General features: G+C 68.6%; 19 protein-coding genes. 8 read left to right on the plus strand and 11 right to left on the minus strand.

The features are described from left to right. Nucleotides 1-248: 248 nt before the first annotated feature. The 3 genes from mutM to mutY all read left to right on the plus strand — a co-directional run bounded on the left by mutM (nt 249) and on the right by mutY (nt 4,227). A complete protein-coding gene (gene mutM, locus C7C56_RS04565; RefSeq protein WP_106756305.1) occupies nt 249-1,079 on the plus strand; it encodes a bifunctional DNA-formamidopyrimidine glycosylase/DNA-(apurinic or apyrimidinic site) lyase in 831 nt (276 codons plus the stop codon). A gap of 104 nt (nt 1,080-1,183) precedes the next feature. Beyond that, nucleotides 1,184-3,112 carry a dynamin family protein gene (locus C7C56_RS04570; protein WP_106756367.1) on the plus strand — a complete coding sequence of 643 codons (1,929 nt, stop codon included), beginning with the start codon at nt 1,184-1,186 and terminating at the stop codon, nt 3,110-3,112. Continuing rightward, on the plus strand, nt 3,109-4,227 hold the full coding sequence (mutY, locus tag C7C56_RS04575) for an A/G-specific adenine glycosylase (protein ID WP_106756306.1): 1,119 nt from the start codon (nt 3,109-3,111) through the stop codon (nt 4,225-4,227). The genes C7C56_RS04570 and mutY overlap by 4 nt, the downstream gene beginning before the upstream one ends. A gap of 99 nt (nt 4,228-4,326) precedes the next feature. Here mutY and C7C56_RS04580 read toward each other — a convergent pair whose 3' ends face one another. The 8 genes from C7C56_RS04580 to C7C56_RS04615 all read right to left on the minus strand — a co-directional run bounded on the left by C7C56_RS04580 (nt 4,327) and on the right by C7C56_RS04615 (nt 14,509). Beyond that, nucleotides 4,327-5,475, minus strand: coding sequence for a deoxyguanosinetriphosphate triphosphohydrolase (locus tag C7C56_RS04580; protein ID WP_106756307.1), 1,149 nt, complete (start codon nt 5,473-5,475; stop codon nt 4,327-4,329). Continuing rightward, nucleotides 5,475-7,106: a bifunctional shikimate kinase/3-dehydroquinate synthase AroKB gene (gene aroKB / locus C7C56_RS04585; RefSeq protein ID WP_106756368.1), complete on the minus strand. Its 1,632-nt coding sequence runs from the start codon at nt 7,104-7,106 to the stop codon at nt 5,475-5,477. The genes C7C56_RS04580 and aroKB overlap by 1 nt, the downstream gene beginning before the upstream one ends. Before the next feature lie 29 nt (nt 7,107-7,135). Then, the gene (locus C7C56_RS04590) at nt 7,136-9,232 is read right to left on the minus strand and encodes an Ig-like domain-containing protein (RefSeq protein WP_106756308.1); all 2,097 of its coding nucleotides are present in this window, start codon (nt 9,230-9,232) and stop codon (nt 7,136-7,138) included. 69 nt (nt 9,233-9,301) lie between these two features. After that, nucleotides 9,302-11,485 (minus strand): type IV pilus secretin PilQ, encoded by a 2,184-nt coding sequence (locus C7C56_RS04595; protein WP_106756309.1) that lies wholly within the window; start codon nt 11,483-11,485, stop codon nt 9,302-9,304. Further along, on the minus strand, nt 11,482-12,057 hold the full coding sequence (locus C7C56_RS04600) for a pilus assembly protein PilP (RefSeq protein ID WP_307719023.1): 576 nt from the start codon (nt 12,055-12,057) through the stop codon (nt 11,482-11,484). Before C7C56_RS04600 ends, C7C56_RS04595 begins: the two co-directional genes overlap by 4 nt. Beyond that, nucleotides 12,054-12,734 (minus strand): type IV pilus inner membrane component PilO, encoded by a 681-nt coding sequence (locus C7C56_RS04605; RefSeq protein WP_106756311.1) that lies wholly within the window; start codon nt 12,732-12,734, stop codon nt 12,054-12,056. The genes C7C56_RS04600 and C7C56_RS04605 overlap by 4 nt, the downstream gene beginning before the upstream one ends. Nucleotides 12,735-12,752: 18 nt before the next feature. Beyond that, entirely contained in the window at nt 12,753-13,433 is a 681-nt protein-coding gene (locus tag C7C56_RS04610; RefSeq protein ID WP_106756312.1) for a PilN domain-containing protein, read from the minus strand. Further along, nucleotides 13,433-14,509 (minus strand): pilus assembly protein PilM, encoded by a 1,077-nt coding sequence (locus C7C56_RS04615; RefSeq protein WP_106756313.1) that lies wholly within the window; start codon nt 14,507-14,509, stop codon nt 13,433-13,435. Before C7C56_RS04615 ends, C7C56_RS04610 begins: the two co-directional genes overlap by 1 nt. Nucleotides 14,510-14,863: 354 nt before the next feature. Between C7C56_RS04615 and C7C56_RS04620 the strand changes: the two genes are divergently transcribed. Beyond that, on the plus strand, nt 14,864-17,215 hold the full coding sequence (locus C7C56_RS04620; RefSeq protein ID WP_106756369.1) for a penicillin-binding protein 1A: 2,352 nt from the start codon (nt 14,864-14,866) through the stop codon (nt 17,213-17,215). 31 nt (nt 17,216-17,246) lie between these two features. Here C7C56_RS04620 and cyaY read toward each other — a convergent pair whose 3' ends face one another. Further along, the gene (cyaY, locus tag C7C56_RS04625; RefSeq protein WP_106756314.1) at nt 17,247-17,573 is read right to left on the minus strand and encodes an iron donor protein CyaY; all 327 of its coding nucleotides are present in this window, start codon (nt 17,571-17,573) and stop codon (nt 17,247-17,249) included. Between the two features lie 80 nt (nt 17,574-17,653). Between cyaY and lptM the strand changes: the two genes are divergently transcribed. From lptM to C7C56_RS04645, 4 genes are all read left to right on the plus strand, one after another. Continuing rightward, complete coding sequence (lptM, locus tag C7C56_RS29285; RefSeq protein ID WP_219933107.1) at nt 17,654-17,827, plus strand: LPS translocon maturation chaperone LptM; 174 nt, start codon at nt 17,654-17,656, stop codon at nt 17,825-17,827. Nucleotides 17,828-17,881: 54 nt separating this feature from the next. Continuing rightward, on the plus strand, nt 17,882-19,159 hold the full coding sequence (gene lysA / locus C7C56_RS04635; RefSeq protein ID WP_106756315.1) for a diaminopimelate decarboxylase: 1,278 nt from the start codon (nt 17,882-17,884) through the stop codon (nt 19,157-19,159). Nucleotides 19,160-19,269: 110 nt separating this feature from the next. Continuing rightward, nucleotides 19,270-20,850, plus strand: coding sequence for a S10 family peptidase (locus C7C56_RS04640; RefSeq protein ID WP_106756316.1), 1,581 nt, complete (start codon nt 19,270-19,272; stop codon nt 20,848-20,850). Nucleotides 20,851-20,864: 14 nt separating this feature from the next. Then, a complete protein-coding gene (locus tag C7C56_RS04645; protein ID WP_146204285.1) occupies nt 20,865-21,206 on the plus strand; it encodes an EF-hand domain-containing protein in 342 nt (113 codons plus the stop codon). Between the two features lie 104 nt (nt 21,207-21,310). Here C7C56_RS04645 and ccsB read toward each other — a convergent pair whose 3' ends face one another. Then, nucleotides 21,311-22,480: a c-type cytochrome biogenesis protein CcsB gene (ccsB, locus tag C7C56_RS04650; RefSeq protein ID WP_106756370.1), complete on the minus strand. Its 1,170-nt coding sequence runs from the start codon at nt 22,478-22,480 to the stop codon at nt 21,311-21,313. Then, nucleotides 22,480-24,603: a cytochrome c biogenesis protein ResB gene (locus C7C56_RS04655; protein ID WP_106756318.1), complete on the minus strand. Its 2,124-nt coding sequence runs from the start codon at nt 24,601-24,603 to the stop codon at nt 22,480-22,482. The genes ccsB and C7C56_RS04655 overlap by 1 nt, the downstream gene beginning before the upstream one ends. Nucleotides 24,604-24,799: the final 196 nt, after the last annotated feature.

Consider the following 24,799-nt stretch of genomic DNA (forward strand, 5'->3'; position numbering starts at 1 on the left):
GCCGCGGCCGCCGCCGGGGCCGGGGGTGCGGCCGGAGCCGCCGGCGCGGGCGGCGCCGCCGCCTGCCCGGACGCGCCGGCGGGCGCCGACAACAGTGCGCTAAGAGTTACAATGACGAAAGCGTTTTTCAAGGCAACCCCAACAAGACGGTGATGTACGATTCTACGCCGAAGCCCGCGCCGACGTGCGCATGGGAAATGCGAAAACCGGCGCCGCCGCGCTCGCCCCGAACCGACCCCAGACCCGCCATGCCAGAACTGCCCGAAGTCGAAGTCACGCGCCGCGGCGTGGCACCCCACATCGAAGGCCGCCTCGTCGAGGCCGTGCTGACCCGGCGCGCCGGCCTGCGCTGGCCGTTCCCGGACGGCCTGCCGGCCCTGCTCGCCGGCCGGCGCGTCCTGCACACGGGCCGGCGCGGCAAATACCTGCTGATCGGCTTCGAGCACGGCACCCTGATCATCCACCTGGGCATGTCGGGCCACCTGCGCGTGCTGCCGCGCGGGGTGCCGCCGGGCAAGCACGACCATTTCGACCTCGTCGTCGGCGGCGCCGGGCCGCAGGTGCTGCGCCTGACCGACCCGCGCCGCTTCGGCGCCGTGCTCTGGCACGCGCACGCCGACGGCGAGCTCGGCGGCCACCCGCTGCTGCGCGGACTCGGCGTCGAGCCGCTCGGGGAGGCCTTCTCGGGCGCGCTGCTGCACCGCGAAAGCCGGCGCCGCGGCGCCCCGATCAAGCAGGTATTGCTGGCCGGCGACATCGTTGTGGGGGTTGGCAATATTTACGCCTGTGAAAGCTTGTTCAGGGCGGGCATCAACCCCAAGACAGCGGCCGCGAAGATCGGCCGCGCCCGCTGCGACAGGCTCGCGGCGGCCATCCGCGAGGTGCTCGCGGCCGCGATCGTGCAGGGAGGCAGCACTTTGCGCGACTTTATTGATGTCAATGGGCAATCAGGGTATTTCCAACAGACATATTTCGTCTATGATCGTACCGGAGTGCCTTGCCGCAATTGCGGATCCCCCATTCGCCAGATAAAGCAGGGGCAACGCTCGACATTCTATTGCGTCCGTTGCCAAAAATGACACGGGCGACAAGATTGGCGGGGGGGTGGAAGGATGACAAATTACGCCGGTTCGCGAGGACCCGCATCGAAGGTTTAAGTGAGCAGGAGGTTTACGTGAGCATCATTGTGCAGGATTTCCAGCATTACAGCAGCTGGCGCGAAGGCGTCGTCGCGGCGCTCAAGCGCTACCAGTCCTGGGTCGGCGCGGCCGAGCTGAGCGACGGCGCGACCGAGCAGCGCATCGCGCGCGCGCTGGCGCGCCTGGCCGACGACAAGCTGTCGGTGGCCTTCGTGGCGGAGTTTTCGCGCGGCAAGTCCGAGCTGATCAACGCGATCTTCTTCGCCGACTACGGCCAGCGCATCCTGCCGTCGGCGGCCGGGCGCACCACCATGTGCCCCACCGAGCTGATGTACGACGCGGCCTACCCGCCCTGCATCCGCCTGCTGCCGATCGAGACGCGCGCGACCAACCTGTCGACCAGCGACTACCGCGACGACAAGGCCGCCTGGACCGTGCTGCCGCTCTCGCTCGACGCCGGCGACGACATGCACGAGACGTTCAAGCAGGTCAGCATGACCAAGCACGTCACGCTGGCCGAGGCCGCCAGCTACGGCCTGTACGACAAGGACGACCCGGACATCGCCGCGACGCTCGACGCCGACGGCAGGATCGAGATCTCGCTGTGGCGCCACGCGATCATCAACTTCCCGCATCCGCTGCTCAAGCAGGGGCTGGTGATCCTCGACACGCCGGGCCTGAACGCGATCGGCACCGAGCCCGAGCTCACGCTCAACCTGATCCCGAACGCGCACGCGGTGCTGTTCATCCTGGCCGCCGAGACCGGCGTGACCAAGAGCGACATCGAGGTCTGGCGCACCCACATCGGGCCCGGCTCGGGCCGGGTGGTGGTGATGAACAAGATCGACGCCATGTGGGACGAGCTCAAGTCGGGCGCCGAGAACGACGCCGAGATCGAGCGCCAGCAGACCAGCGTGGCGCACACGCTCGCGCTCGACAAGCAGCAGGTGTTCCCGGTGTCGGCGCAGAAGGCGCTGGTGGCCAAGATCAACGGCGACATGGCGCTGCTCGAGAAAAGCCGGCTCGGCGCGCTCGAGGGCGCGCTGTTCAACGAGCTGATCCCGGCCAAGAAGGACATCATCCGCAAGCAGCTCTCGGCCGACCTCGACGCCCTCTCGGGCGCCCAGCACGCGATGGTCGGGGCGCGCATGCGCGACGTGGTCGAGCAGCTCCAGGAGCTCAAGAGCCTGCGCGGCAAGAACCAGGGCGTGATCGCCCACATGATGAAGCGCATCGACGCCGAGAAGAAGGAGTTCGACGGCAGCCTGTTCAAGCTGCAGGGCACGCGCTCGGTGTTCACCCGCCTCTCGACCGAGCTCTACAACACGCTCGGGATGGCCATCATCCAGCAGGAGATCGGCACCGTGCGCGATTCGATGGAGGCGAGCCGCTTCGCCACCGGCATGCGCGGACCGGTGCGCCAGTTCTTCGACCAGGCCCGCGCCAACCTCGACCAGTCGTCGCAGAAGGTGGTCGAGATCAGCGAGATGATGGAGATCATGTACCGCAAATTCTCGTCCGAGCACGGCCTGACGCTGGCGCTGCCGGCCACCTTCTCGCTCGACAAATACCGGCGCGAGGTCGACGCCATCGAGGAGGTCTACACGCGCCAGTTCGGCACCACCACCCTGCTCATGAGCACCCGCGGGACCCTGATGGAGCGCTTCTTCGACTCGATCGCCTCGCGCGTGCGGCGCAGCTTCCGCGCCGCCAACGCCGACGCCGAGGCCTGGCTCAAGGTCATCATGGCCCCGCTCGAGGCGCAGATCCGGGTCCACAAGGAGCAGCTCAAGCACCGGCTGGCCTCGATCCAGCGCATCCACGACGCCTCCGACAGCCTCGAGGAGAAGATCGACCAGTTCCAGGCCGAGCTGGTGCAGCACGAGCAACTGCGCGAGCGCCTCACCGCGATGGTCGGCGCGGTCAGCGCCGCCATGGACGCCGAGCGGGTGGCGCTGGGCGCGGCCGCGTGAGGGACGGCGCGGCCGGCGGCGGCGCCGGCGGCCCCGCCGATCCGGCGTTTTCAAGCGCCGTGGTCGCATGGCAGAGGGCGCACGGGCGGCACGCGCTGCCGTGGCAAAACACGCGCGACGCCTACCGCATCTGGCTGTCCGAGATCATGCTCCAGCAAACCCAGGTCGGCGCCGTGCTGGCCTATTACGCGCGCTTCCTCGCGCGCTTCCCCACGCTCGAATCGCTGGCCGCGGCGCCGCTCGACGACGTGATGGCGCTCTGGAGCGGGCTGGGCTACTACACCCGCGCGCGCAACCTGCACGCCTGCGCCAGGCGGGTGGCGGCCGAGTACGGCGGCGTCTTCCCGGGCGACCCGGCGCTGCTGGCGCAACTGCCCGGCATCGGCCGCTCGACGGCGGCGGCGATCGCCGCGTTCTCGGTCGGCGCGCGCGCCGCGATCCTGGACGGCAACGTCAAACGCGTGTTCGCGCGCGTGTTCGGGGTCGAGCAGTACCCCGGCCTCAAGCCGGTCGAGGACGCGCTGTGGCGGCGCGCCGAGGCGCTGCTGCCCGACGGCGGCGGCGGCGCCATCGAGTCGTACACCCAGGGCCTGATGGACCTGGGCGCGACGCTGTGCACGCGCTCCAGCCCCGACTGCGCGCGCTGTCCCTTGCGGGATCGCTGCGTCGCCCACGCGGGCGGGCGCACGGCCGAACTGCCGGTGCGCAAACCGAAGAAAACACTGCCCGAGAAGCAGGCCGCGATGCTCGTCATCGTCGAGGGCGGCGAGGTGCTGCTCGAGCAGCGCGCGGAAAAGGGCATCTGGGGCGGTCTGCTGTCGCTGCCGGAACTGGCGGGGCATCACGCCAACGCGGACGACACGCCCGACGGCGCGATGGTCGACGCGGCGTTGGCCGCGTTTGGCAGCGTCGACCAGGTGCGGGCGCTGCTGCCTTTGGTGCACGTGTTCACGCATTACAAGCTGCACATCACGGCGCACCACGCGACGCTGTCGGCGCGCGCCCCGCTCGCGCGCGGCCACCAGTGGTGGAGTCTGGCCGACATCGGCGCCGCGCCGCTGCCGGCGCCGGTCAAGAAGCTGCTGCTCGAGCTGCACCGGCCGGGCCTTTTCTAAGCAGCAAAGGCCGGATATCGGGGTCTGACCCCGATATCCGAACTAGTTGCCGCGCAATCGGGGGCTGACCCCGATACCGGAACTGGTTGCCGCGGGTTGCTACAGATCGTCGATCGAGTACAGGCGCCGGTGTTCGAGCACGGCGTAGCGGTCGGTCATGCCGGCGATGTAGTCCGCGATCGCGCGCGCCTGCCGCTGCGGCTCGCCGCGCCCGCTGCGGTGATCCGGCGGCAGCAGCGTCGGGTCGCCGTGGAAGGCATCGAACAGGTCGCCGACGATGCGGCGCGCCTTGAGCGTCATGCGCTGCAGCTGGTAGTGGCGGTACAGGTTCTCGGTCAGGAAGCGTTTCAATTCGGTCGCGTCGGCGCGCATCGCGTCCGAGAAACAAATCAGCGGCGCGCCCGCGCGCACCGCCTCCACGCTGTCGGGCCGCGCCGCCGCGATCCGCTCGTTCGACGCCGCGATCAGGTCCGTCACCAGCGCGTTGATCATGCGGCGCAAGGTCTCGTGGATCGCGCGCCGCCCGCCCAGCCCCGGATACGCCAGCTCCACCTCGCGCCGGTGGCGCGCGAAAAAATCGACCTCGCCGATCTGCCCGATCGTGATCAGGCCGGAGCGCAGGCCGTCGTCGATGTCGTGGTTGTTGTAGGCGATCTCGTCGGCCAGGTTGGCCACCTGCGCCTCGAGCGTGGGCTGCCTGCGCAGCAGGAAGCGCTGGCCCAGCGCGCCGAGCGCGCGCGCGTTCGCCTGCGAGCAGTGCTTGAGGATCCCCTCGCGCGTCTCGTACATCAGGTTCAGGCCGTCGAAGGCGCCGTACTGCTGCTCGAGCGTGTCGACCACGCGCAGGCTTTGCAGGTTGTGCTCGAAGCCGCCGTGCTCCCGCATGCAGTGGTTCAGCGCGTCCTGGCCGGCGTGCCCGAACGGGGTGTGCCCGAGATCGTGCGCCAGCGAGATCGCCTCGACCAGGTCCTCGTTCAGGCGCAGGCTGCGCGCCAGCGCCCGGCCCACCTGCGCCACCTCGAGGCTGTGCGTGAGGCGGGTGCGGAACAGGTCGCCCTCGTGGTTGAGGAACACCTGGGTCTTGTACTCGAGGCGCCGGAACGCGGTCGAATGGACGATCCGGTCGCGGTCGCGCTGGAACTGGCTGCGCCCGGCCGCGGCCGGCTCGTCGACGACGCGCCCGGCGCCGCCGCCCGAGCGCGCCGCGTACGGCGCCAGGCCCCGCTCGTGCTCGGCGCCGCGACCCATCAGCCCGGTGGCGCGGCGCAGGCGGCCAGCGTCGCCAGCAGCGCCGCCTCGGGCGCGCCCGTGATGCTCGGGCTGCCCAGCGGCTTGAGCAGGATGAAACGGATCGCGCCGCCCTCGTTCTTCTTGTCGACCTCCATCAGCTCGAGCCAGCGCGCCGCGCCCAGGTCGGGCGCCACCGTCGGCAGCCCGGCCGCCGCCACCAGGGCGCGCATGCGCGCCACGGTGGCCTGCTCGACCAGCCCGAGCCGGCACGACAGGTCGGCCGCCATCACCATGCCGCAGCCGACGGCCTCGCCGTGCAGCCAGGCGCCGTAGCCGAGCCCGGCCTCGATCGCGTGCCCGAAGGTGTGGCCGAAATTGAGGATCGCGCGCAGCCCGCCCTCGCGCTCGTCCTGGCGCACCACCTCGGCCTTGATCTCGCAAGAGCGCGCGATCGCGTGCGCCAGCGCGGCCTCGTCGCGCGCCATGAGGCGGTCGATGTTGGCCTCGATCCATTCGAAGAACGCGAGGTCGGTGATGGCGCCGTGCTTGATCACCTCGGCCAGCCCGGCCGACAGTTCGCGCGCCGGCAGCGTGGCCAGGGTCGAGGTGTCGGCCAGCACCGCGCGCGGCTGGTAGAAGGCGCCGATCATGTTCTTGCCCAGCGGGTGGTTCAGGCCGGTCTTGCCGCCGACCGAGGAGTCGACCTGGGCCAGCAGCGTGGTCGGCACCTGCACGAACGGCACCCCGCGCATGTAGCTGGCCGCGGCGTAGCCGGTCAGGTCGCCGACCACGCCGCCGCCGAGCGCGACCAGGGTGGTCTTGCGGTCGCACTTGTTGGCCAGCAGGGCGTCGAAGATGGCCATCAGCGAGGACCAGTTCTTGTGCTCCTCGCCGTCGGGCAGCACCACCGTGATGACGTCGCGCCCGGCCGCGCGCAGCGGCGCGGCGAGCCGCTCGAGGTACAGCGGGGCGACCGTGGTGTTGGTGACGATGGCGACCTTGTGGCCGCCGATGTGGCGCTCGAGCAGGCCGGCGTCGGACAGCACGCGCGCGCCGATCGCGATCGGGTAGCTGCGTTCGCCTAGCTCGACGTTGAGGAAAATGCTTGATTGTTCGATCATCGATGCGTCCGCGTAAGGTCTGTGCGCCGACTGCGCGCCCGAGGCTTCGAGCGCGGCCAGCTGCGTCAGTATGGTCTGGACCATCGATTGTACGTTAGGTCGGCCGGTGTCGATGACCAGGTCGGCGATTTCGCGGTACAGGGGTTCGCGCTCGGCCGTGAGCTCCTCGAGCCGGCGCCGCGGGTCGGCCGTCTGCAGCAGCGGCCGGTTCTTGTCGTGGGAGGTGCGCGCCAGGATCGAGGCGACGTTGGCGCGCAGGTAGATGACGGTGCCGCGCGATTTGAGGAAGGCGCGGTTCTCGGCGCTCAGGATGGCGCCGCCGCCGGTGGCGAGCACAATGCCGTCGCACGCCGTGAGGTCGCCGATGACCTCGGCCTCGCGCCGGCGGAAGCTCGGCTCGCCCTCGATCTCGAAGATCCACGGGATCGAGGCGCCGGTGCGGGCCTCGATCTCGTGGTCGGAATCGATGAAGCGTTTCCCCAGCTTTCTGGCCAGGATGCGGCCGATGGTGGTCTTGCCGGCCCCCATCAAGCCGACCAGGAACAGGTTGGCCGACCTCAAGGCGCCACTGGCCCCGACTGGAACGTGAACACCGAGCCGTTCTGCTTTGGCGTGAGCACCCTGACCCCGAACGAGTCGGACGAACAGGCGTCGTCCGGCTTGACCGTGACGGTGTGGAATGTGCCGCCGGCCGCGTTGGTCGAGGTGATCAGGTTGGGCGCGTAGGTGCCCGGCAACACCTTGCCGGTGTCGACCGAGCTGACCGTGGTGCCGAACGGCATCGGATTGTCGTGCAGGTCGGTGATGCGCATCTCGAGCACCATGCTCTTGCAGCCGGGGCCGTGCAGGTTCGGGATCACGCGCTGCGGGCTGGTGCTCCAGGCGTTGCACACGCCGGCGAAGGTGCAATGGCGCCAATACATGGTGGCCACCGAGCCGCTCAGGATCAGCTCGATCGAACTGTTGATGTAGGTGATGCCCCAGCGCCCGCTGTCGGCGCTCAGGTAGTTGGCGTGGCCGTAGGGGAACGGCAGGTCGCCCTTGTCCGCCTCGTACACCTTGTTGAAATCGGTGTCGAGGAAGGCGTCGCCCTGCGCCGTGTAGGCCTCGCCCTGGTCCTTCACGCACAGGTCGATCAGCGGGCGGTACGGGTCGGTGGTGGCGGTGCCGTCGGGCTTGGTGTAGACCTTGCAGGTGTACTGGCCATCGCCGTTGGCGTCGTTGAAGGTCTTGATGCCCTGCGCGTACGCAAGCACGCTCACCCGGCCGTTGACGGGGCGGAAGTTCTGGCTGCGGAAATTGACCGTGCAGCCGCCGTCGACGGTCACGCAGGCGCCGATCTGCGAGGAGCCGACCGCGCCGCCCTCGGCGACCAGGTTGACGGCGGTGTCGTCCGAGACCGGGTTGCCGTACTGGTCGGCCATGCGCACCGTGACCCTGGAGATCTCGCCGTCGTAGCTCCAGCCCTCGATGTTGTAGATGTCGGCGCTGAGCGAAAGCGACTTCTGGATCGGCAGCCCGGTCGAGATCACCAGCGTGTCCGACAGGCCGCTCATGACCACGCCGTTGCGGGTCGCCTCGGCGATCACGCGCACCGGCGTCGGGATCGTGCCCGACGAGACCGTCACAGACACGTTGCCCTGGGCGTCGGTGGTCGCGTTGAGCGGCGACAGCGTCAGCCCGCCCGTGGTGGTGGTGGCGGTGAAGGCGACGTTGACGCCGCCCAGGCCGGTGTCCTGCTGGTCGACCACGCGGAAGTTCAGCTGGGCCGACTCGGAGCGGCCCAGGCCGCCCGAACCCTTGAGCACGATCGAGGTGGCCACGCTCGAGCTGACGAACTTGACGGTGCCGATGTTGGCGGCGCTGACCGGGATCGTGATGCTGGCCGACGAACTGCCGATCGCGGCCGTGATGACGTCGTTGACGCGCAGGCAGCCGCGATTGGTGTAGGTGGCCGACAGCTGGCCGTTCGAGAGCGAGCCGACCACCAGGCTGGCGCTGCCGTCGCCGGTGCAAAGCGAGGTCAGCACGAGGCCGTTCGCGGTGCTGGCGGGGGCGCCGCCGCTGGTGACGGGGATGACCAGCGAGGCGGTGCTGAAGGCGGGCAGGCTGGCCGGCGGCAGCGGCGAGAAGCGCAGCGCGCCGACCGTCAGCGGGGCCGCGCCGACCGCGATGTTCTTGGCCGCGGCGGCGGTCTTGGCGCCGACCACGGTGCTGGCGCTGATCGACAGCGCGCCGGCCGAGCTGAAGCTGGCCGGCTTGAGGCTGACCACGGCCACGCCGGCCGCGTCGGTCAGGGCCGAGGCCGATTCGGGCGTGAACGTGACGAGCGTGGCGTCGGAGGCCTCGAACTTGACGATCGCGTTGGGCACGGCCTTGTCGTCGGCGCCGAGCACGGTCACGCGCACCACGGCGCTCTGGCCGCCCGACAGGGTGGTGATGCCGTTGCCGGCGCCGTCGAGGATGACGAGCGTCATTTTCGGTCCCGGCACCGGCACCGGCGTGACCGGGTCGCCCGGGGTCGGGGGGACGATCGGCCCGACCTGTCCGGGCGAGCCGCCGCCGCCGCCGCAGGCGGCCAGCAGGGTTGCGCAGGCGAGCGCGGCCAGTAGGCCGGGCAGGCGTTTCGTGTTGGTGCTGTCAGTCTTGTTCATATTCCTGCCTTGTCGATGCGTTCTTGGTGGTGCGAATTGGTCGCGGACGGCGCCGGCCGCCCGCCGCGCCTATTGGGCCGAGATGCGTTCGGCCACGATCTTCGGCGTGATAAACACGAGCAATTCGGTCTTGTTGCTGGTGCGCGAGTTTTTCTTGAACAGATTGCCGAGGATGGGGATATTACCAAGCAAAGGCACCTTCGTGGTGTCATTCAGGTCCTCCTGCTGGTAAATACCGCCGAGGACCACGGTGCCGCCGTTCTCGACCATGACCTTGGTCTTGACGTGCTGGGTGTTGATGGCCGGCCCGAAGGTGGTGTTCTCGCCCTTCGAGTCCTTGTTGACCTCGACCTCGAGCACGACGTTGCCATCGGGCGTGATCTGGGGCGTGACCTCGAGCCGCAGGTTGGCCTTCTTGAACGTGACCGCGGTCGCGCCGCTGCTCGAGGCGGCCAGGTACGGGATCTCGATGCCCTGCTCGATGATCGCGACCGCCTTGTCCTCGGTGACCACGCGCGGGCTCGAGATGATCTTGCCCTTGCCGTCGGCCTCGAGGGCCGACAATTCGAGGTTCAGGAAGCGGTTCGAGGCGGCCGAGAACAGGCTGAAGGCGATCGTCGCCGGATTGAGGTTGCTCGCCACCGGCAGGTTGACCATCTGGGTGTTGGTGTAGCCGTCGCCGGTGTCCGGGGTCTGGCCGGTGACCTGGCCGATGCCCGTCATGTTGCCGCCGAGCGCGACGCGGTTGCTGCTGCTGTTGTTGATCTGGTAGCCCGAATCGCCGCCGCGCAGGGTGCGCAGGTCGGCGAAGCCGAGCTTGGCGCCGAGGTTGCGGCTGAAGCTGTCGTTGGCCTCGACCAGGCGCGCCTCGATCAGGACCTGGCGCGAGGCGACGTCGGTCTTGCTGATCAGGCGCCGGATGTCCTCGATCTTGGACGGCACGTCGGTGACGAACAACTGGTTGGTGCGGGCGTCGATCACGGCGCTGCCGCGCTTGGACAGGATGCGGTTCTTCTCGCTGCCGCCCGAGCCCTCGATCCCGAACACGGACTTGAACGCATCGGCCTTCTGGTAGTTGAGCTGGAAGATCTCCGACTTGAGCGGCTCGAGCTCGGTGATCGCGGCGCGCTGCTCCATCTCGAGCTTCTCCTTGGTCAGCAGCTCGTCCTTGGGGGCGATCCACAGCACGTTGCCGTTCTTGCGCATGTCGAGGCTCTTGACCTGCATGATCACGGCCAGCGCGTGGTCCCACGGCACCTCCTTGAGGCGCAGCGTCAGGTTGCCGTTGACCGACTCGCTGGTGATGATGTTCAGGCCCGAGACGTCGGCGATGGCCTGCAGCGCGGCGCGCACCTCGACGTTCTGGAAGTTGAACGAGAGCTTCTCGCCGCGGTAGCCCTGGGTGCCCTGGGTGAGCGCGTTCGGATCCTCCTTGATCGGCTTGACGTCGATCACGAGCTGGGTGTCGCTCTGGTACACGGTCTGCTCCCACAGGCCCCTGGCCTGGATCGTCATGCGCGTGTTGTCACCCTGCGGCACGGTGGTGATCATGCTCACCGGGGTGCCGAAGTCGGTCGGGTCGAGGCGCCGGCGCAGCGTCTCGGGCAGGCCGGTGTTGAGGAAGTCGACCACGATCGAGTTGCCGACCGTGCGCACGTCGACCGCGACCTGGTTGTTGGGCAGGTCGACCACGACCCGGCCCTCGCCGTTGCTGCCGCGGCGGAAGTCGAGGTTGCGCAGCATCTGGCGCTTGGGCGCGGCGCGCCCGACGAAGGCGCCCGCCTGCGCGGCCGGCAGGCCGTTGGCCTTGACCGCCTGGGCCACGCCGCCCGAACCCTCGACCGTCACGATGACCGACTTGCCGTCGATCGCGGTGGCGTAGTTGAGCGAGCGGTTGAGGTTGAGCACGAGGCGGGTGCGCGACCCGGCCTGCACCACGTTGACGCTGCGCAGGTCGCCCACGTTGAGCTCCTGGCCGGTCTTGCCGCTGGCGTTGCCCGTGGCGCCGAAATCGAGCGCGATGCGGCTCGGGTTCGAGATCGAGAATCCGATCGGCAGCTTGTCGGGCGCGCGCGTCATCGCGATGTTGACGATCACGTTCGAGCCCTGCTGGTTGGCCGTGATCGATTCGATCGCGTTGTCCTGGGCCTGGGCCTGGGCGGCGCCCGCGCCGACGGTCAGGGCCAGCAGTGCGCCAAGGCGCAGGACTGGGGTCCACCAGCTGCGTGCCACGATGTTGTTAATTGAAATCATTTTCCGGTCTCCTGTACCTGCAACTCCAGCTTCGACATGCGCTCTACCCACTCGCCGGCGGCATCCTGTACTACTTCCCTAAGGTCGATCTCCTCTTCGCCCACGGCCGTGATGACGCCGAAGTTCTGGGCGATCCGCTGTCCCGGGCGCACCTTGTGCAAGGTGGCGTCGATCCTGACCAGGCCGTACATCACGCCGCCCTTGTTGAGAGTGCCGACCATGCGCATGGTGTCGAGCGGGTAGGTCTCGAGCAGCTCGCGCCGGCGCGTGTCGTCCGGCTTGAGCGGATTGACCGACTTCGCCGCGACCCGGGCCAGTTCGGCCAGCAGCTTCTCGGGGTTGTACGGGTCGGTCGCGTCGGTGCGCGCGTAGGCGAACGGGATGAAGGTCTTGGGCGGCGCGATCGGGTCGACCCGCACCTTGGTCTCCTTCTTGACCTGGGCCATCCAGTCCTGCACCTCCTTGACGTCGCTGTCGCTGCAGGCGCCCAGCAGCAGCGGAAGCAGCAGCGGCAGCAGCGGCGCCAGCGGCCCGCGCGGCCGGCCCGGGAATGGTTTGGTGGCGCTCATCATGGTTTGTTATCCTTCTTGGCGGGGCCCGCTTTGGCCGCCGCGGCGGCCTTGGCCTCGCGCTGGGCGTTGACCTCCTCGGGGTCGAGGTAGCGGAAGGTCTTGGCGAGCGCCTCGAGCAGCAGCACGCCATCCTTGGCGGTGAGCGACATGTTGTTGAGCGTGACGATGCGCGGCAGGTTGGCGATGTCGCCGGCGAAGGCGCCGATGTCGTGGTAGCTGCCGGTGACCTTGATGTCGATCGGCTGCTCGGCGTAGTAGTCCTTGACCACCGGCGGCTCCGGCTTAAACAGGGCGAATTGCAGGCCGCGGCCGACCGCGGCCTGGTTGATGTCCGACAGCAGCTCGTCCATCTCGGCCTTGCTCGGCAACTGCTTCTGGAGCCTGTCGACGTACTGGTCGACCAGCCTCTTCTGCTCGATCAGGGCCTCGAGGTTGATCGCCTGCGCCATCTTGCCGCGGTACTCCTCGCGCAGCTTGACCTCCTCGCCGGCCTTGAGGGCCTGTTCCTCGAACTGGGCGCTGAGGTAGGTGAAGTAGCCGAGCGCGACGACGCCGACGACGACCCCGATGCCGCACAGCACGCGCGGCACGATCGGCCACTGGCCCGGATGGCGCCCGTTGAGGTTCTCGAATTGCCCGCTCAGCGAGGCGCCGAGCTGTTTGATGTCAATGCTCATGTTGGTGTCCGATCTGGGCTACTGGGCGGGTGGCGGTGTGGTGGTGACCACGGTCGAACCGGCCGGCGCCACGACGGTGTTGGCGCCGTTGGTGACCGTCACGCTGCCTTCGGCCGCCTTGGTGGCGGCGGCGTCGCGGTCGCGCGGACGCTTGATGCCGACCGCGAGCGTGAAGTCGACCACCTTCTTGACCGCCTTGCCCTGCTGCAGGCTGGCCGCCTTGACCTCGGTCAGGTCGGGCCGCTCGAGCCACGGCGAATGGTTGTTGACGTTGCGCAGCAGCTCGGCGACCCGCTCCTGCGACTGCGCGTAGCCGTTGATGACGACCCGCTGGCCCTCCTGCTTGAACGACTTGAGGAACACCCCGTCGGGGATCTGCTTGACCAGTTCGTCGAGCAGGAACACCGGCTGGTTGCGGTCGCCCTGCAGGTCCTCGACCGCCTGCTGGCGCGCCTTGAGGCCCTCGATCTCGATCTTGAGGGTGGCGATCTGGGCGATTTTCTTGTCGAGGTCGACGTTGGCGCTGCGCAACACCGTGTTGCGCTCGTCCTGGATCGACAGCCGGCTGGCGTTGTAGCCGGCCACGACGAGCACGATGGCGCCGCCGACGACCGCGCCGAGCGCGAGCAGGGCGTAGAACGCGGCCATCTTCTGTTTGCGTTTTTCCTCGCGGTGGGGCAATAGGTTAATTTTGATCATCAGTCAAATCTCCGCAACGCGAGCCCGCAGGCGACAAGATAGGCGGGCGCCTCGGCGCGCAGCTGCTGCTCGCGCACCAGCGGGCTCAGTTGCATGCCCTTGAACGGCGACACCACCGCGCTGGCGATCTTGGTGCGGCTGGCGACCGTCTCGAGCAGGCCCGGGGTGACCGCGCAGCCGCCGGCCAGGAACAGCTGGTCGATCCGGGTGTACGGGGTCGAGGTGTAGAAGAACTGGATCGCGCGCGTGATCTCGAGGGCGGCGTTCTCGAGGAAGGGCGTGAGCAGCTCGGCCTGGTAGTTGTCGGGCAGGTCGCCCGACTTCTTCTTGGCGTCGGCCTCCTCGAACGACATGCCGTAGGCGCGCACGATGTCCTGGGTCAGCTGGTTGCCGCCGAACGGCTGCTCGCGCTCGTAGATGGTTTCGCCGTCGAGCATGACCGAGATGTGGGTGACCTGGGCGCCGATCTGGAACAGCGCCACGATCTGGTCCTGCGGCGCGCCGGCGGTCTGCAGGTTGACCCGGTCGAGCGCGGCGCGCGCCGCGTACGACTCGATGTCCATCACGACCGCCTTCAGGCCGGCGGCCTCGGCGATGGCGATGCGGTCCTCGACCTTCTCCTTGCGCGAGGCGGCCAGCATGACGTCGATGTCGTCGGGCGAGCCGGCCGACGGGCCCATGACCTCGAAGTCGAGGCTGACGTCGTCGAGCGCGAACGGGATGTACTGGCTGGCCTCGGATTCGACCTGCATCTCGAGCTGGTCCTCGCTCATGCCGGCCGGCAGCACGATCTTCTTGGTGATCACCGACGCCGGCGGCATGCCCAGCGCGACGAGCTTGATGCGGGTGCCGCTCTTCTTCCAGACCCGGCGCACCGCCTCGGCGACCTGCTCGATGTTCTCGATGTTGCCATCGACCACGGCGCCGCGCGGCAGCGGCTCGGACGCGTAGCGCTCGAGCCGGATGCCGGTCTTGCCGGCCATCACCAGCTCCACCAGGCGCACGCCCGAGGTGCTGATGTCGAGCCCCAGCAAGGGTGGGCTCGCTTGCCCGAACAAGGTACCTAGATTGACCATAACACGCGCACTCCCTGACCCGCCGAATCACTGCTTACACTGCGAACACATGAAAAAAATGCATTGCAGAACGAATAACGCCCGGTTCCGCGCCGGGAACCGGTTTTAAAACCGCCATTTAGAATGTATATATCAGGCATTACATTAAATCGTAGCAATAAGCGTCATGGCATGTAAAGGTATTTCTGCTTTGAAATTTTCCGCGGGCGGGCGGATATGCGACACTGTGTGACCGTGGCGACATCACAGTTGTCGCTTGGTCCACCCCGCGCGCGCGGGCGCCGCGCGGCCACCTGCGCCCGTTGGCGGTGCTTTATAATGATTCGCATCGACAAAGCGAAAGAAGCCGCCCGCATGACAACCTCCCGTCCGGACCCGAATCCCCCCCATCCCGCCGGCGCCGCCCGGCGCCGCACGCCCGCGCGCTGGCTCCTGCTCGCGCTGGCAGTGGCCACCGGCGGGGCGCTGGTGGCCCTGCTCGTGGTGGTGTTCGCGCTGGCGATGGCCTACCCCAACCTGCCGGCGCTCGACGCGCTGACCGACTACCGCCCCAAGATGCCGTTGCGCATCTTTTCGGCCGACAGCGTGCTAATCGGCGAGTTCGGCGAGGAGCGGCGCAACCTGGTGCGCATCAAGGACATCCCCGACATCATGAAGAAGGCCGTGCTCGCGATCGAGGACGACCAGTTCTACGACCACCAGGGGGTCAACTACCTGGGCATCGTGCGCGCGGCGCTGCACAACGCCTCGGGCGGCGCCAAGCAGGGCGCCTCGACCATCACCCAGCAGGTGGCGCGCAACTTCTTCCTCTCGAGCGAGCAGACCTACAAGCGCAAGGCCTACGAGATCCTGCTGGCCTGGAAGATCGAGAAGAACCTCTCCAAGGACCAGATCCTCGAGGTCTACATGAACCAGATCTACCTCGGCCAGCGCGCCTACGGCTTCGCCTCGGCCTCGCAGATCTATTTCGGCAAGCCGCTGGCGGCCGTCACGCTGGCCGAGGCGGCCATGCTGGCCGGCCTGCCGAAGGCGCCGTCGGCCTACAACCCGGTGGTCAACCCCAAGCGCGCGCGCACCCGGCAGCAATACATATTGCTGCGCATGCACGGCCTGGGCTACATCACGGACGCCCAGTTCGCCGCCGCCAAGGCCGAGCAATTGAAAATCAAGACCGACAGCAGCGAATTCGGCGTGCACGCCGAATATGTTGCGGAAATGGCACGCCAGCTGGTCTACGAGCAGTTCAAGGAGGAGACCTACACGCGCGGCCTGAACGTGTTCACCACCATCACCAAGGCCGACCAGGACGCGGCCTACCTGGCGCTGCGGCGCGGGGTCATGGAGTACGAGCGGCGCCACCCGTATCGCGGGCCCGAGGCCTACATCGAGATCCCGGCCGCCAAGGAGGAGGCCGACGAGGCGATCGAGGCCGAGCTGGCCGAGCATCCCGACAGCGACGACATCGTCGCCGCCGTGGTGCTGCAGGCCTCGCCGGCCGGGATCACGGCGGTGACCGCCTCGGGCGAGGAGATCAGGCTGTCGGGGCGCGGCCTCGCGTTCGCCTCGTCGTGGCTCTCGGCCAAGGCGGCGCCGACCCGGCGCGTCAAGCGCGGCGCCGTGATCCGCGTCACCCGCGAGGGCGGCAAGGACTGGAGCGTGAGCCAGATGCCGGCGGTCGAATCGGCCTTCATCGCGGCCGACCCGCACGACGGCGCGATCCGCGCGCTGGTGGGCGGCTTCGACTTCAACCGCAACAAGTTCAACCACGTAACCCAGGCCTGGCGCCAGCCCGGCTCGGCGTTCAAGCCGTTCATCTACTCGGCCTCGCTCGAGCGCGGGCTGTCGCCGGCGACCATCATCAACGACGCCCCGATCTCGTTCGACGCCGGCCAGACCGGCGGCCAGGCCTGGGAGCCCAAAAACTACGACAACAAGTACGAGGGACCGATGAGCATGCGGCGCGGCCTGACGCGCTCCAAGAACATGGTCTCGATCCGGATCCTGAACAAGATCGGCGCCAAGTACGGCCAGGAGTACACCAGCCGCTTCGGCTTCGAGCCCGAGCGCAACCCGCCCTACCTGACGCTGGCGCTGGGCGCCGGCGCGACCACCCCGCTGCAGCTGGCCGGCGCCTACGCGGTGTTCGCCAACGGCGGCTACCGGGTCAGCCCCTACCTGATCTCGAAGGTCACCGACAGCGACGGCCGGGTGCTGTCGCAGGCCACGCCCGACCTGGCCGGGGTCGAGGACAACCGCGTGATCGACGCGCGCAACGCCTACCTGGTCGACTCGATGCTCAGGGACGTGGTCAAATACGGCACCGCGACCAAGGCGCTCTCGCTCAAGCGCGCCGACATCGCCGGCAAGACCGGCACCACCAACGACTCGATCGACGCCTGGTTCGCCGGCTACAATTCGAAGCTCGTCGGGGTCGCCTGGATCGGCTACGACCAGCCCAAGAACCTTGGCAACAAGGAGACCGGCGGCGGGCTGGCGCTGCCGATCTGGATCGGCTACATGCAAAAGGCGCTCAGGGACGCCGCGGTCGAGGAGCGCCCGGTGCCCGAGGGGCTGGTGCTGGTCGGCTCCGAGTACTACTACGCCGAGAACCCGCCCGGCACCGGGGTCGAAAGCCTCGACATCGGCGCGCGCGGCACGCCGGCCGAGGAACAGGTCAAGGACGCGGTCAAGAACGAATTGTTCTAGCCGGCTGCCGGACCCAGGATCGGCGCTTGGACTACAATGCCACCTGGGCCCCGCCCTGCGCGCTCGCCAACAGCGACAGCGCGGCAAACAATTCGGAGCCGTCGCGCGTGTTGATCCACGCCCCGTCGACGCGCCGGTAGTGGAATCCACCCGATTTCGCCGCCACCCACAGCTCCTGCATCGGGGCCTGGCTGTTGACAATGATTTTCGAGCCGTTGTCGATGAATTCGATCTCGAGCACGTTGCCGCTGCGCTTGCATTCGACGTCGATCAGGTCCTCGTCGTTGAGGCGGTCGAGCGCCACCTCGATCGCGCCCAGGGTCGACTCGGCCAGGTCCAAAAATTCATTTTCGCTCATGCTACACTCCAAAGTCTTTTAATCAAACCGTGATTCTAATCGTGAAGCCCACCACCGCACGCAATACCGCACTCGCCACCATGGTCTTGGCCGCCACCGCCGCGCTCGCCGGCTGCGGCCAGCCCGGTCCGCTGACCATGCCGAACGCGCCGGGCGCGCCGGCCAGGGCGGCGCCCGCGCCCGCGCCGGCCCAGGCCGGCAGCGAGGCGCTGCCCGAGGCGGCGCCCGCGCCCGCCGCCGCCCCGGCCAGATAGGCGGCGCTTCCAATCCGGGCCCTCCAAGCAGCATTTTCAAATAAGAACGAGTCCATGTCGCACTTCACCCACCACCACGGCCAGCTGCACGCCGAAGGCGCCGCGCTGGCCGCCATCGCGCAGCAATACGGCACCCCCACCTATGTGTATTCGAAGGCCGCCCTGCTGGGCAATTTCGACGCCTACGCCGACGCCTGCGCCGGGCGCGAGGCGCTCGTGTGCTACGCCATGAAGGCCAATTCGAACCTGGCCATCCTCGACCTGCTCGCGCGCCGCGGCGCCGGCTTCGACATCGTCTCGGGCGGCGAGCTGCTGCGCGTGGTCGCGGCCGGGGGCGACCCGCGCAAGGTCATCTTCTCGGGCGTGGGCAAAAGCGAGGCCGAGATGCGGCTGGCGCTGTCGCACGACATCCTGTGTTTCAACGTCGAATCGATCCCCGAGCTGCACCGCCTCAACCGGGTCGCCGGCGAGATGGGCATAACCGCGCCGGTGTCGCTGCGGGTCAACCCGAACGTCGACGCCAAGACCCATCCCTACATCGCGACCGGCCTCAAGGCCAACAAGTTCGGGGTCGCCTTCGACGACGCGCTGGCCACCTACCGCGCGGCGGCCGCGCTGCCGCACCTGCGGCTCGAGGGCATCGACTGCCACATCGGCTCGCAGCTGCTCGACGACGCGCCGCTGCTCGAGGCGCTCGACAAGCTGATCGAACTGATCGACACGCTCGGCGCCGAGGGCATCGTGCTGCGCCACCTCGACATCGGCGGCGGCATCGGCATCAACTACGGCGAGGCCGGCGAGGCGCCGCCGGTGGCCGTGGGCGACTACCTCGGGCGCCTGTTCGCGCGCATCGACGCCTGGCGCGCGGCAAGCCACGCGGGCGCGCCGATCAAGGTGGTGTTCGAGCCGGGCCGCTCGATCGTGGGCGACACCGGGGTGCTGCTGACCAGGGTCGAGTACCTCAAGCCGGGCGCCGAGAAGAATTTCTGCGTGGTCGACGCGGCCATGAACGACCTGATGCGCCCGGCCCTGTACCAGGCCTGGATGGACGTGCAGCCGGTGCGCCCGCGCGCCGGCGCCGCGCTGGTGTACGACGTGGTGGGGCCGGTGTGCGAATCGGGCGACTGGCTAGCGCGCGGGCGCGCGCTGGCGGTGCAGGAGGGCGACCTGCTGGCGGTCATGGCGGCCGGCGCCTACGGCCTGACGATGTCCTCGAACTACAACACGCGCGGGCGCGCCGCCGAGGTCATCGTCGACGGCGCCGCGGTGCACCTGGTGCGCCAGCGCGAGCAGCCGGCCGACCTGTTCGCGCTCGAGTCGCTGATCAAATAGGGACCGGGTCCGGCGCGCGGTGGTCGAAAAAATTCTGGCACGCCATGCGCCGTCGCGCCCGCCCGGATGCATAATGGGGCCACCGAACCCATGCATAAGGGAGAACCAGCGTGCCGAATCGCCCCACCCCACCCCGCGCCCGGCTGACGGCCGGCCTCGTGTGCGCCGCCCTGCTGCTGGGCGCCTGCGGCGGCGGCGGCGGCGGCGCCAGCCCCGCGCCCAGGCCCACACCCGCGCCCACCCCGCCGCCCGGCAGCTTCGCCGACCCGGTCGGCTATTCCGGCGCGTCCAACGGCGCCCTCGCCGGCGCGCAGGAGGGCAAGGCGGTGGTCTCGACCCACATCACGCTGGCCGGCAAGACGCTCGCCTACACCGCCACCACCGGCCACCTGAACGCGACCGCCCCGGGCGCCAGCGGGCCCGGGGCCTCGTTCTTCTACGTGGCCTACACCGCCGGCAACCTCGAGGCGGCGCGCCGGCCGGTCACCTTCTTCTACAACGGCGGCCCCGGCTCGTCCACGCTGTGGCTGCACATGGGCTCGTTCGGGCCGCGCCGCGTCGTCACCAACTACCCGTCGACCAACATGCCCAGCCCGGCCCAGCTGGTCGAGAACCAGGAGACCTTGCTCGACCACTCCGACCTGGTGTTCGTCGACGCCATCGGCACCGGTTTTTCGCAGGCGGTGGCGCCGCGCCGCAACATCGACTTCTGGGGCGTCGACGAGGACGCGGCCGGGTTCCGCGATTTCGTGCAGCGCTACGTGGCCGTCAACGGGCGCCAGGCCTCGCCCAAGTTCCTGTTCGGCGAGTCGTACGGCGGGCCGCGCTCGGGCGTGCTGGCCAAGCTGCTCGAGGTGGCCGGCGTGCGCCTGGCCGGCGTGGTGCTGCAGGCGCCGGCGATGGACTACAACAGCAACTGCGGCGTGTTCAACCCGGGCAGCATCAGCTGCGAAGCCTACCTTCCGAGCTACGCGGCGGTCAGCGCCTACCACCAGCGCGCGACCCCGGCGCCGACCGACTTCGCGGCCCACATGCAACAAACGCGCGACTTCGCCGCCGGACCGTACCAGGCCGCGGTCGGACCCTGGATCAGCGCGAAAACCACGCCGCCGGCCGACGTGCTCGCGCATCTGGCCGCCTTCACCGGGCTGAGCACGCAGCAATGGACCCAGGATTTCTCGATGGGGCCCGGCACCTACCGCCAGCATCTGCTGCCCGGCACGATGATCGGGCGCTACGACGGGCGCGTCAGCGCGCCGCTCGGCAGCGCGCTCGCGGCGCAGGGCGACCCGTCGCTGACGGCGGCCAGCGCGACCTTCACGAAGACCATCCTCAGCTACCTCCAGAACGACCTGCTATACACGGCGGCCAGCTCGTACCTGCCGTTCAACGACATCATCAACAGCTGGAATTTCAGCCACGACGGGCGCAACGTTCCCGACACCATCCCCGACCTCGCCGCCGCGCTGATCATCAACCCGGACCTCAAGATCGTCGCCATGAACGGCTACCACGACCTGGCCACGCCGTTCCACCTGACCGAGCGCGACCTCGCGCGGCTGGGCAGCAATCCGAACATCACGGTCAAGAACTACCAGAGCGGCCACATGTCCTACCTCGACGACAGCGCGCGGCGCGCCCAGCGCGCCGACATGAACACCCTGTACAACAGCGAATCGGTGGCCAAATGAACATGCCAAAACCCGTGAACAGGCTAAAACCCGTCCTCACGCTCGGCCTCGCCGTGCTCGCCGCCTCCGCCGCGGCGCAAACGCCCCAGTTCGGCCCCACGCTGCCGCCGGCGCTGCGCACGCCGTCGGGCCCGCCGCCGGCCTCGGGCCCGGCGCTGCGCGAGCAGGCCATGCAAAGGCTCAAGCGCCATTTCGACGAGGCCGACCTCGACGCCGACGGCCGCCTGACCCGGCAGGAGGCCGAGCGGGCCGGCCTCGGCTTCGTCAGCGGCCGCTTCGAGCAGATCGACCAGGACAAGCGCGGCGCGGTCAGCTTCGGCGACGTGCGCCGGGCGCTGCCGCCGCGGGCGAGGTAGCCGCGGGCGAGGCCGCCGCGGGCGAAACCGCCGCGCGATAGCGAGCGCGCATGAAAAAAGGGGGCGGCGCCGCGGCGCCGCCCCCTTTCGTTCGCGCGCGCGGCCTACAGCGCGCCGTACGAGTGCAATCCCGACAGGAACATGTTCACGCCCAGAAAGGCGAAGGTCGTCACCAACAGGCCGAGCACCGTCCACCACGCCGCCACGCGCCCGCGCAGGCCCGACATCAGGCGCATGTGCAGCCAGGCCGCGTAGTTGAGCCAGACGATCAGGGCCCAGGTCTCCTTCGGATCCCACGACCAGTAGCCGCCCCAGGCGTCGGCGGCCCACAGCGCGCCGAGGATGGTGGCGACCGTGAAGAACGCGAAGCCGATCGAGATCGACTTGTACATGATGTCGTCGAGCACCTCGAACGCGGGCAGGCGGTCGGCCAGGATGCCGTGCGATTTGAGCAGGTAGGCGCTGCCGACCATGGCCGACAGCGCGAAGCTGCCGTAGCCGATGAAGTTGGCCGGCACGTGGATCTTCATCCACCAGCTTTGCAGCGCCGGCACCAGCGGCTGGATCCCGGCGGCGTCGCGCGAGACCGTGTACCAGAGCAGGAACACGACCGCCGCGGCGATCACCAGCAGCACGAAGGCGCCCAGCTGGCGCGTCGCGTAGTGCTCCTCGTAGTACAGGTAGAACATGGCGGTGATGATCGCGAACAGGATGAACACCTCGTACAGGTTCGACACCGGGATGTGGCCGACGTCGGCGCCGATCAGGTAGGACTCGAACCAGCGCACCAGCATGCCGGTGGTGCCGAGCACCACCCCGGCCCAGCACAGCTTGGAGCCGACCGAGGTGCCGAAATCCTTGCGGCTGAGCAGGCCGATCCAGTAGAACACGGTCGAGAACACGAACATCGCGCTCATCCACAAAATCGCGGACTGGCTCGACAGCATGTACTTGAGCAGGAACTTCTGGTTGCCCATCGCCAGGTCGCCGCCGTACAGCGAGATCGCCCACAGCGACAGCAGCGCCGTCAGCGGCATGAGCCAGCGCACCGGCTTCCAGTGCCAGCCGAGCGCGGCGAAGGTGGGCGCGCACAGCGCCAGGATCACCTTCTCGTAGATGTCCATGTAGGCGCCGTAGCGCGCCAGCGCGTAGGCGGCGGCGCCGGCCAGCGCGGCCGCGAACAGCCAGTCGAGCGCGCCGAGGCGCTTGAAGTAGCCCGGCGCCTGCGCGTAGGTGGTGGTGGTGGTGCTGCTGCTGCTGTGTGTCGCTTCCATCATGTTCCTCCAGATGCGGCCGGGGCCGTTTTATCGGCCATCGGCAGGATTGCCTTGATTTCGTTGAATTCATGCTCGAAGTCGAGCGTCTTGCGCTGGGTGCTCATCGCCATGAGGGCGCGCGTGCCGCCGCCGGGCTCGTCGCTGAGCCAGACCCACAGGCGCCGCTCGCGGATGTAGAACATCGAGAACACGCCCAGCACCAGCAGGATGCAGCCGAGGTAGACCACGTTCTTGCCGGGCGAGCGCGTCAGCTGCAGCACCGAGGCCCGGACCTGGGTGAAGTCCTCGAGCTGCAGGTAGACCGGGGCCCCGTACAGGAAGTTGTCCGACAGCGCGTTGGTGGCCAGTTGCAGGAAGCGCGCGTGGGCCTCGTCCTCGGCCACCGGGGCGAGCGCGTCGCGCGCGCGCGCGGCCTGCCACAACTCCCACAGGGTGCCGTTGAGGATCTTCATGTAGATCTCGGCGGCCTTCTTCTGCTCGGCCGCGGGCACCTGCTCGAGGAATTTGGACACGGCGGTGTAGCCGCCCTGCTTGCCGTCGCCGGCGAAGATGGCGAGGCTGCGCGCGCTCGAGCCGGCCAGTTGGTCCCGCAGCGCCTCGCTGCTGCCGGCCGGCATCGCGCGCGCCGCGTAGCGCTGCGCCGCGAGCGCGCGCAGCGCCGCATCGCTCAGGGCGGCGCGCAGGCGCATCCATTCCCTCACGCTCGAGGCGTCGTCGGCCGGGATGCGCAGGTAGTTGAACGGGTCCGACGGCATCGCGCGCACGCCCGAGAGGTAGAACAGCGCGCCGTCGAGCGTGATCGGCTGCATGTAGTTCTGGTATTCGCGCGCCTGGCCGGTCTTGTCGCGCAGTTTGTACTGCACGCTCGGGCCGACGTTCTTGAGGTCCTTGTTGTTGGCGTTCTGGCCGGCCGAACCCGAATGCTTGTCGAGCCCGGACGACAGCTGCGCGGCCAGCGACTGGCCCTGTTTGACGTCGCGCACGTCCTGGCCGGCAGCCGTGTTTTCGACGTTGAAGGCGCGGAAATCGGACCACTCGACCGAGTACTCCTGGCCGGCGCGCACCAGCGGATTGGCGCCTCCGACCTCGCCGGCGATCTCGAACGGCGCGTGGCCGGCGCCCTCCATCGGGAAGCCCGTCAGTTTCAGCTTGCTGCCGCCGTCCTCGAAACTGGACTGGTACACGGCCACGCCCTTGTAGATCAGCGGTTCGTTGACCTTGATGGTGGCCGGGAAGCGCGCGCCCGTCTCGTGGTCCTGCACCTCGACGTGGCTGGCGAACAGCTTGGGCATGCCGGTCGAGTAGAAATCGATGTCGAATTTTTTGAGGTGGATGGTGAACGGCAGCTCCTGCACCAGCACGCCGTCGGCGCGCTGGATCGTGGCCTGGCGGCTGCTCTCGCCTTCGGGGATCAGGGTGTTGGCGCGGAAGGTCGGGTTGCCCGCGCCGAGCCGGTGGCGCGGCTCGAGCGGTCCGGCGCCCGGATACGCGGTCTTGCCCATGAACCATTGCTGGAACTGGATCGGGAGGTCCGAGTCGAGCAGGCCGCCGACCAGGATGATGATGATCGAGCTGTGCGCGAAAATGTAGCCGAACTTGTTGGCCGCGCCCTTTTTGGCCGCCACCAGCGTGCCCCTGTCCTTCTCGACGATCTTGACCGCGTAGCCGGCGTGGCGCAGGCGCTCGGCGTTCTGGCCGGCCAGCGCGGCGCGCCCGGACGCGGAGACCCATTCGTGCTTGTGGTGGAAATTGCGCAGCGAGACCTCGCGCACGTTCTCGCGCCAGCTGCGCATGTCCTTGATCATCTTGGGGCCGTTGCGCGTGATGCACAGCGCGGTCGAGGTGATCAGGGCCGCCAGGATCAGCAGGAACCACCAGGCCGAATACACGGCGTACAGGCCGAGCTTGTCGAACACGGCGAACCAGAACGGCCCGAACTGGTTGACGTAGTTCGGCATCGCCTCGCCCTGCTTCATGACGGTGCCGATCATCGAGGCGATCGCGATGATGACGAGCATGCTGATGGCGAAGCGCATCGACGAGACCAGCTCGACGGTCTCGGCCAGCGCGCGGTGGCGCGCCTTCACTGCGCTGCTAAGTTCAATTCCTGTGGTGCTCATGCTGTGGTGCTCATGCTGTGTCGATCCCTGTGTGCCGGCCTGCCCCAGTTTGCCGGTCCGCCCGCGGCGCGGACGGATTCAAGCGGCGAGCATACCAACAAAAAGGGCGGCCCGCTCGCGCGCCGCCGCCCTCCCTCCCAGCCGGTGGCGCCGCCCGCCGGGCGGACCGCCAACTGTATACTTACCGCATCTGCCT

The organism is Massilia glaciei (assembly GCF_003011895.2).
Taxonomy (GTDB): Bacteria; Pseudomonadota; Gammaproteobacteria; order Burkholderiales; family Burkholderiaceae_D; genus Telluria_A; species Telluria_A glaciei.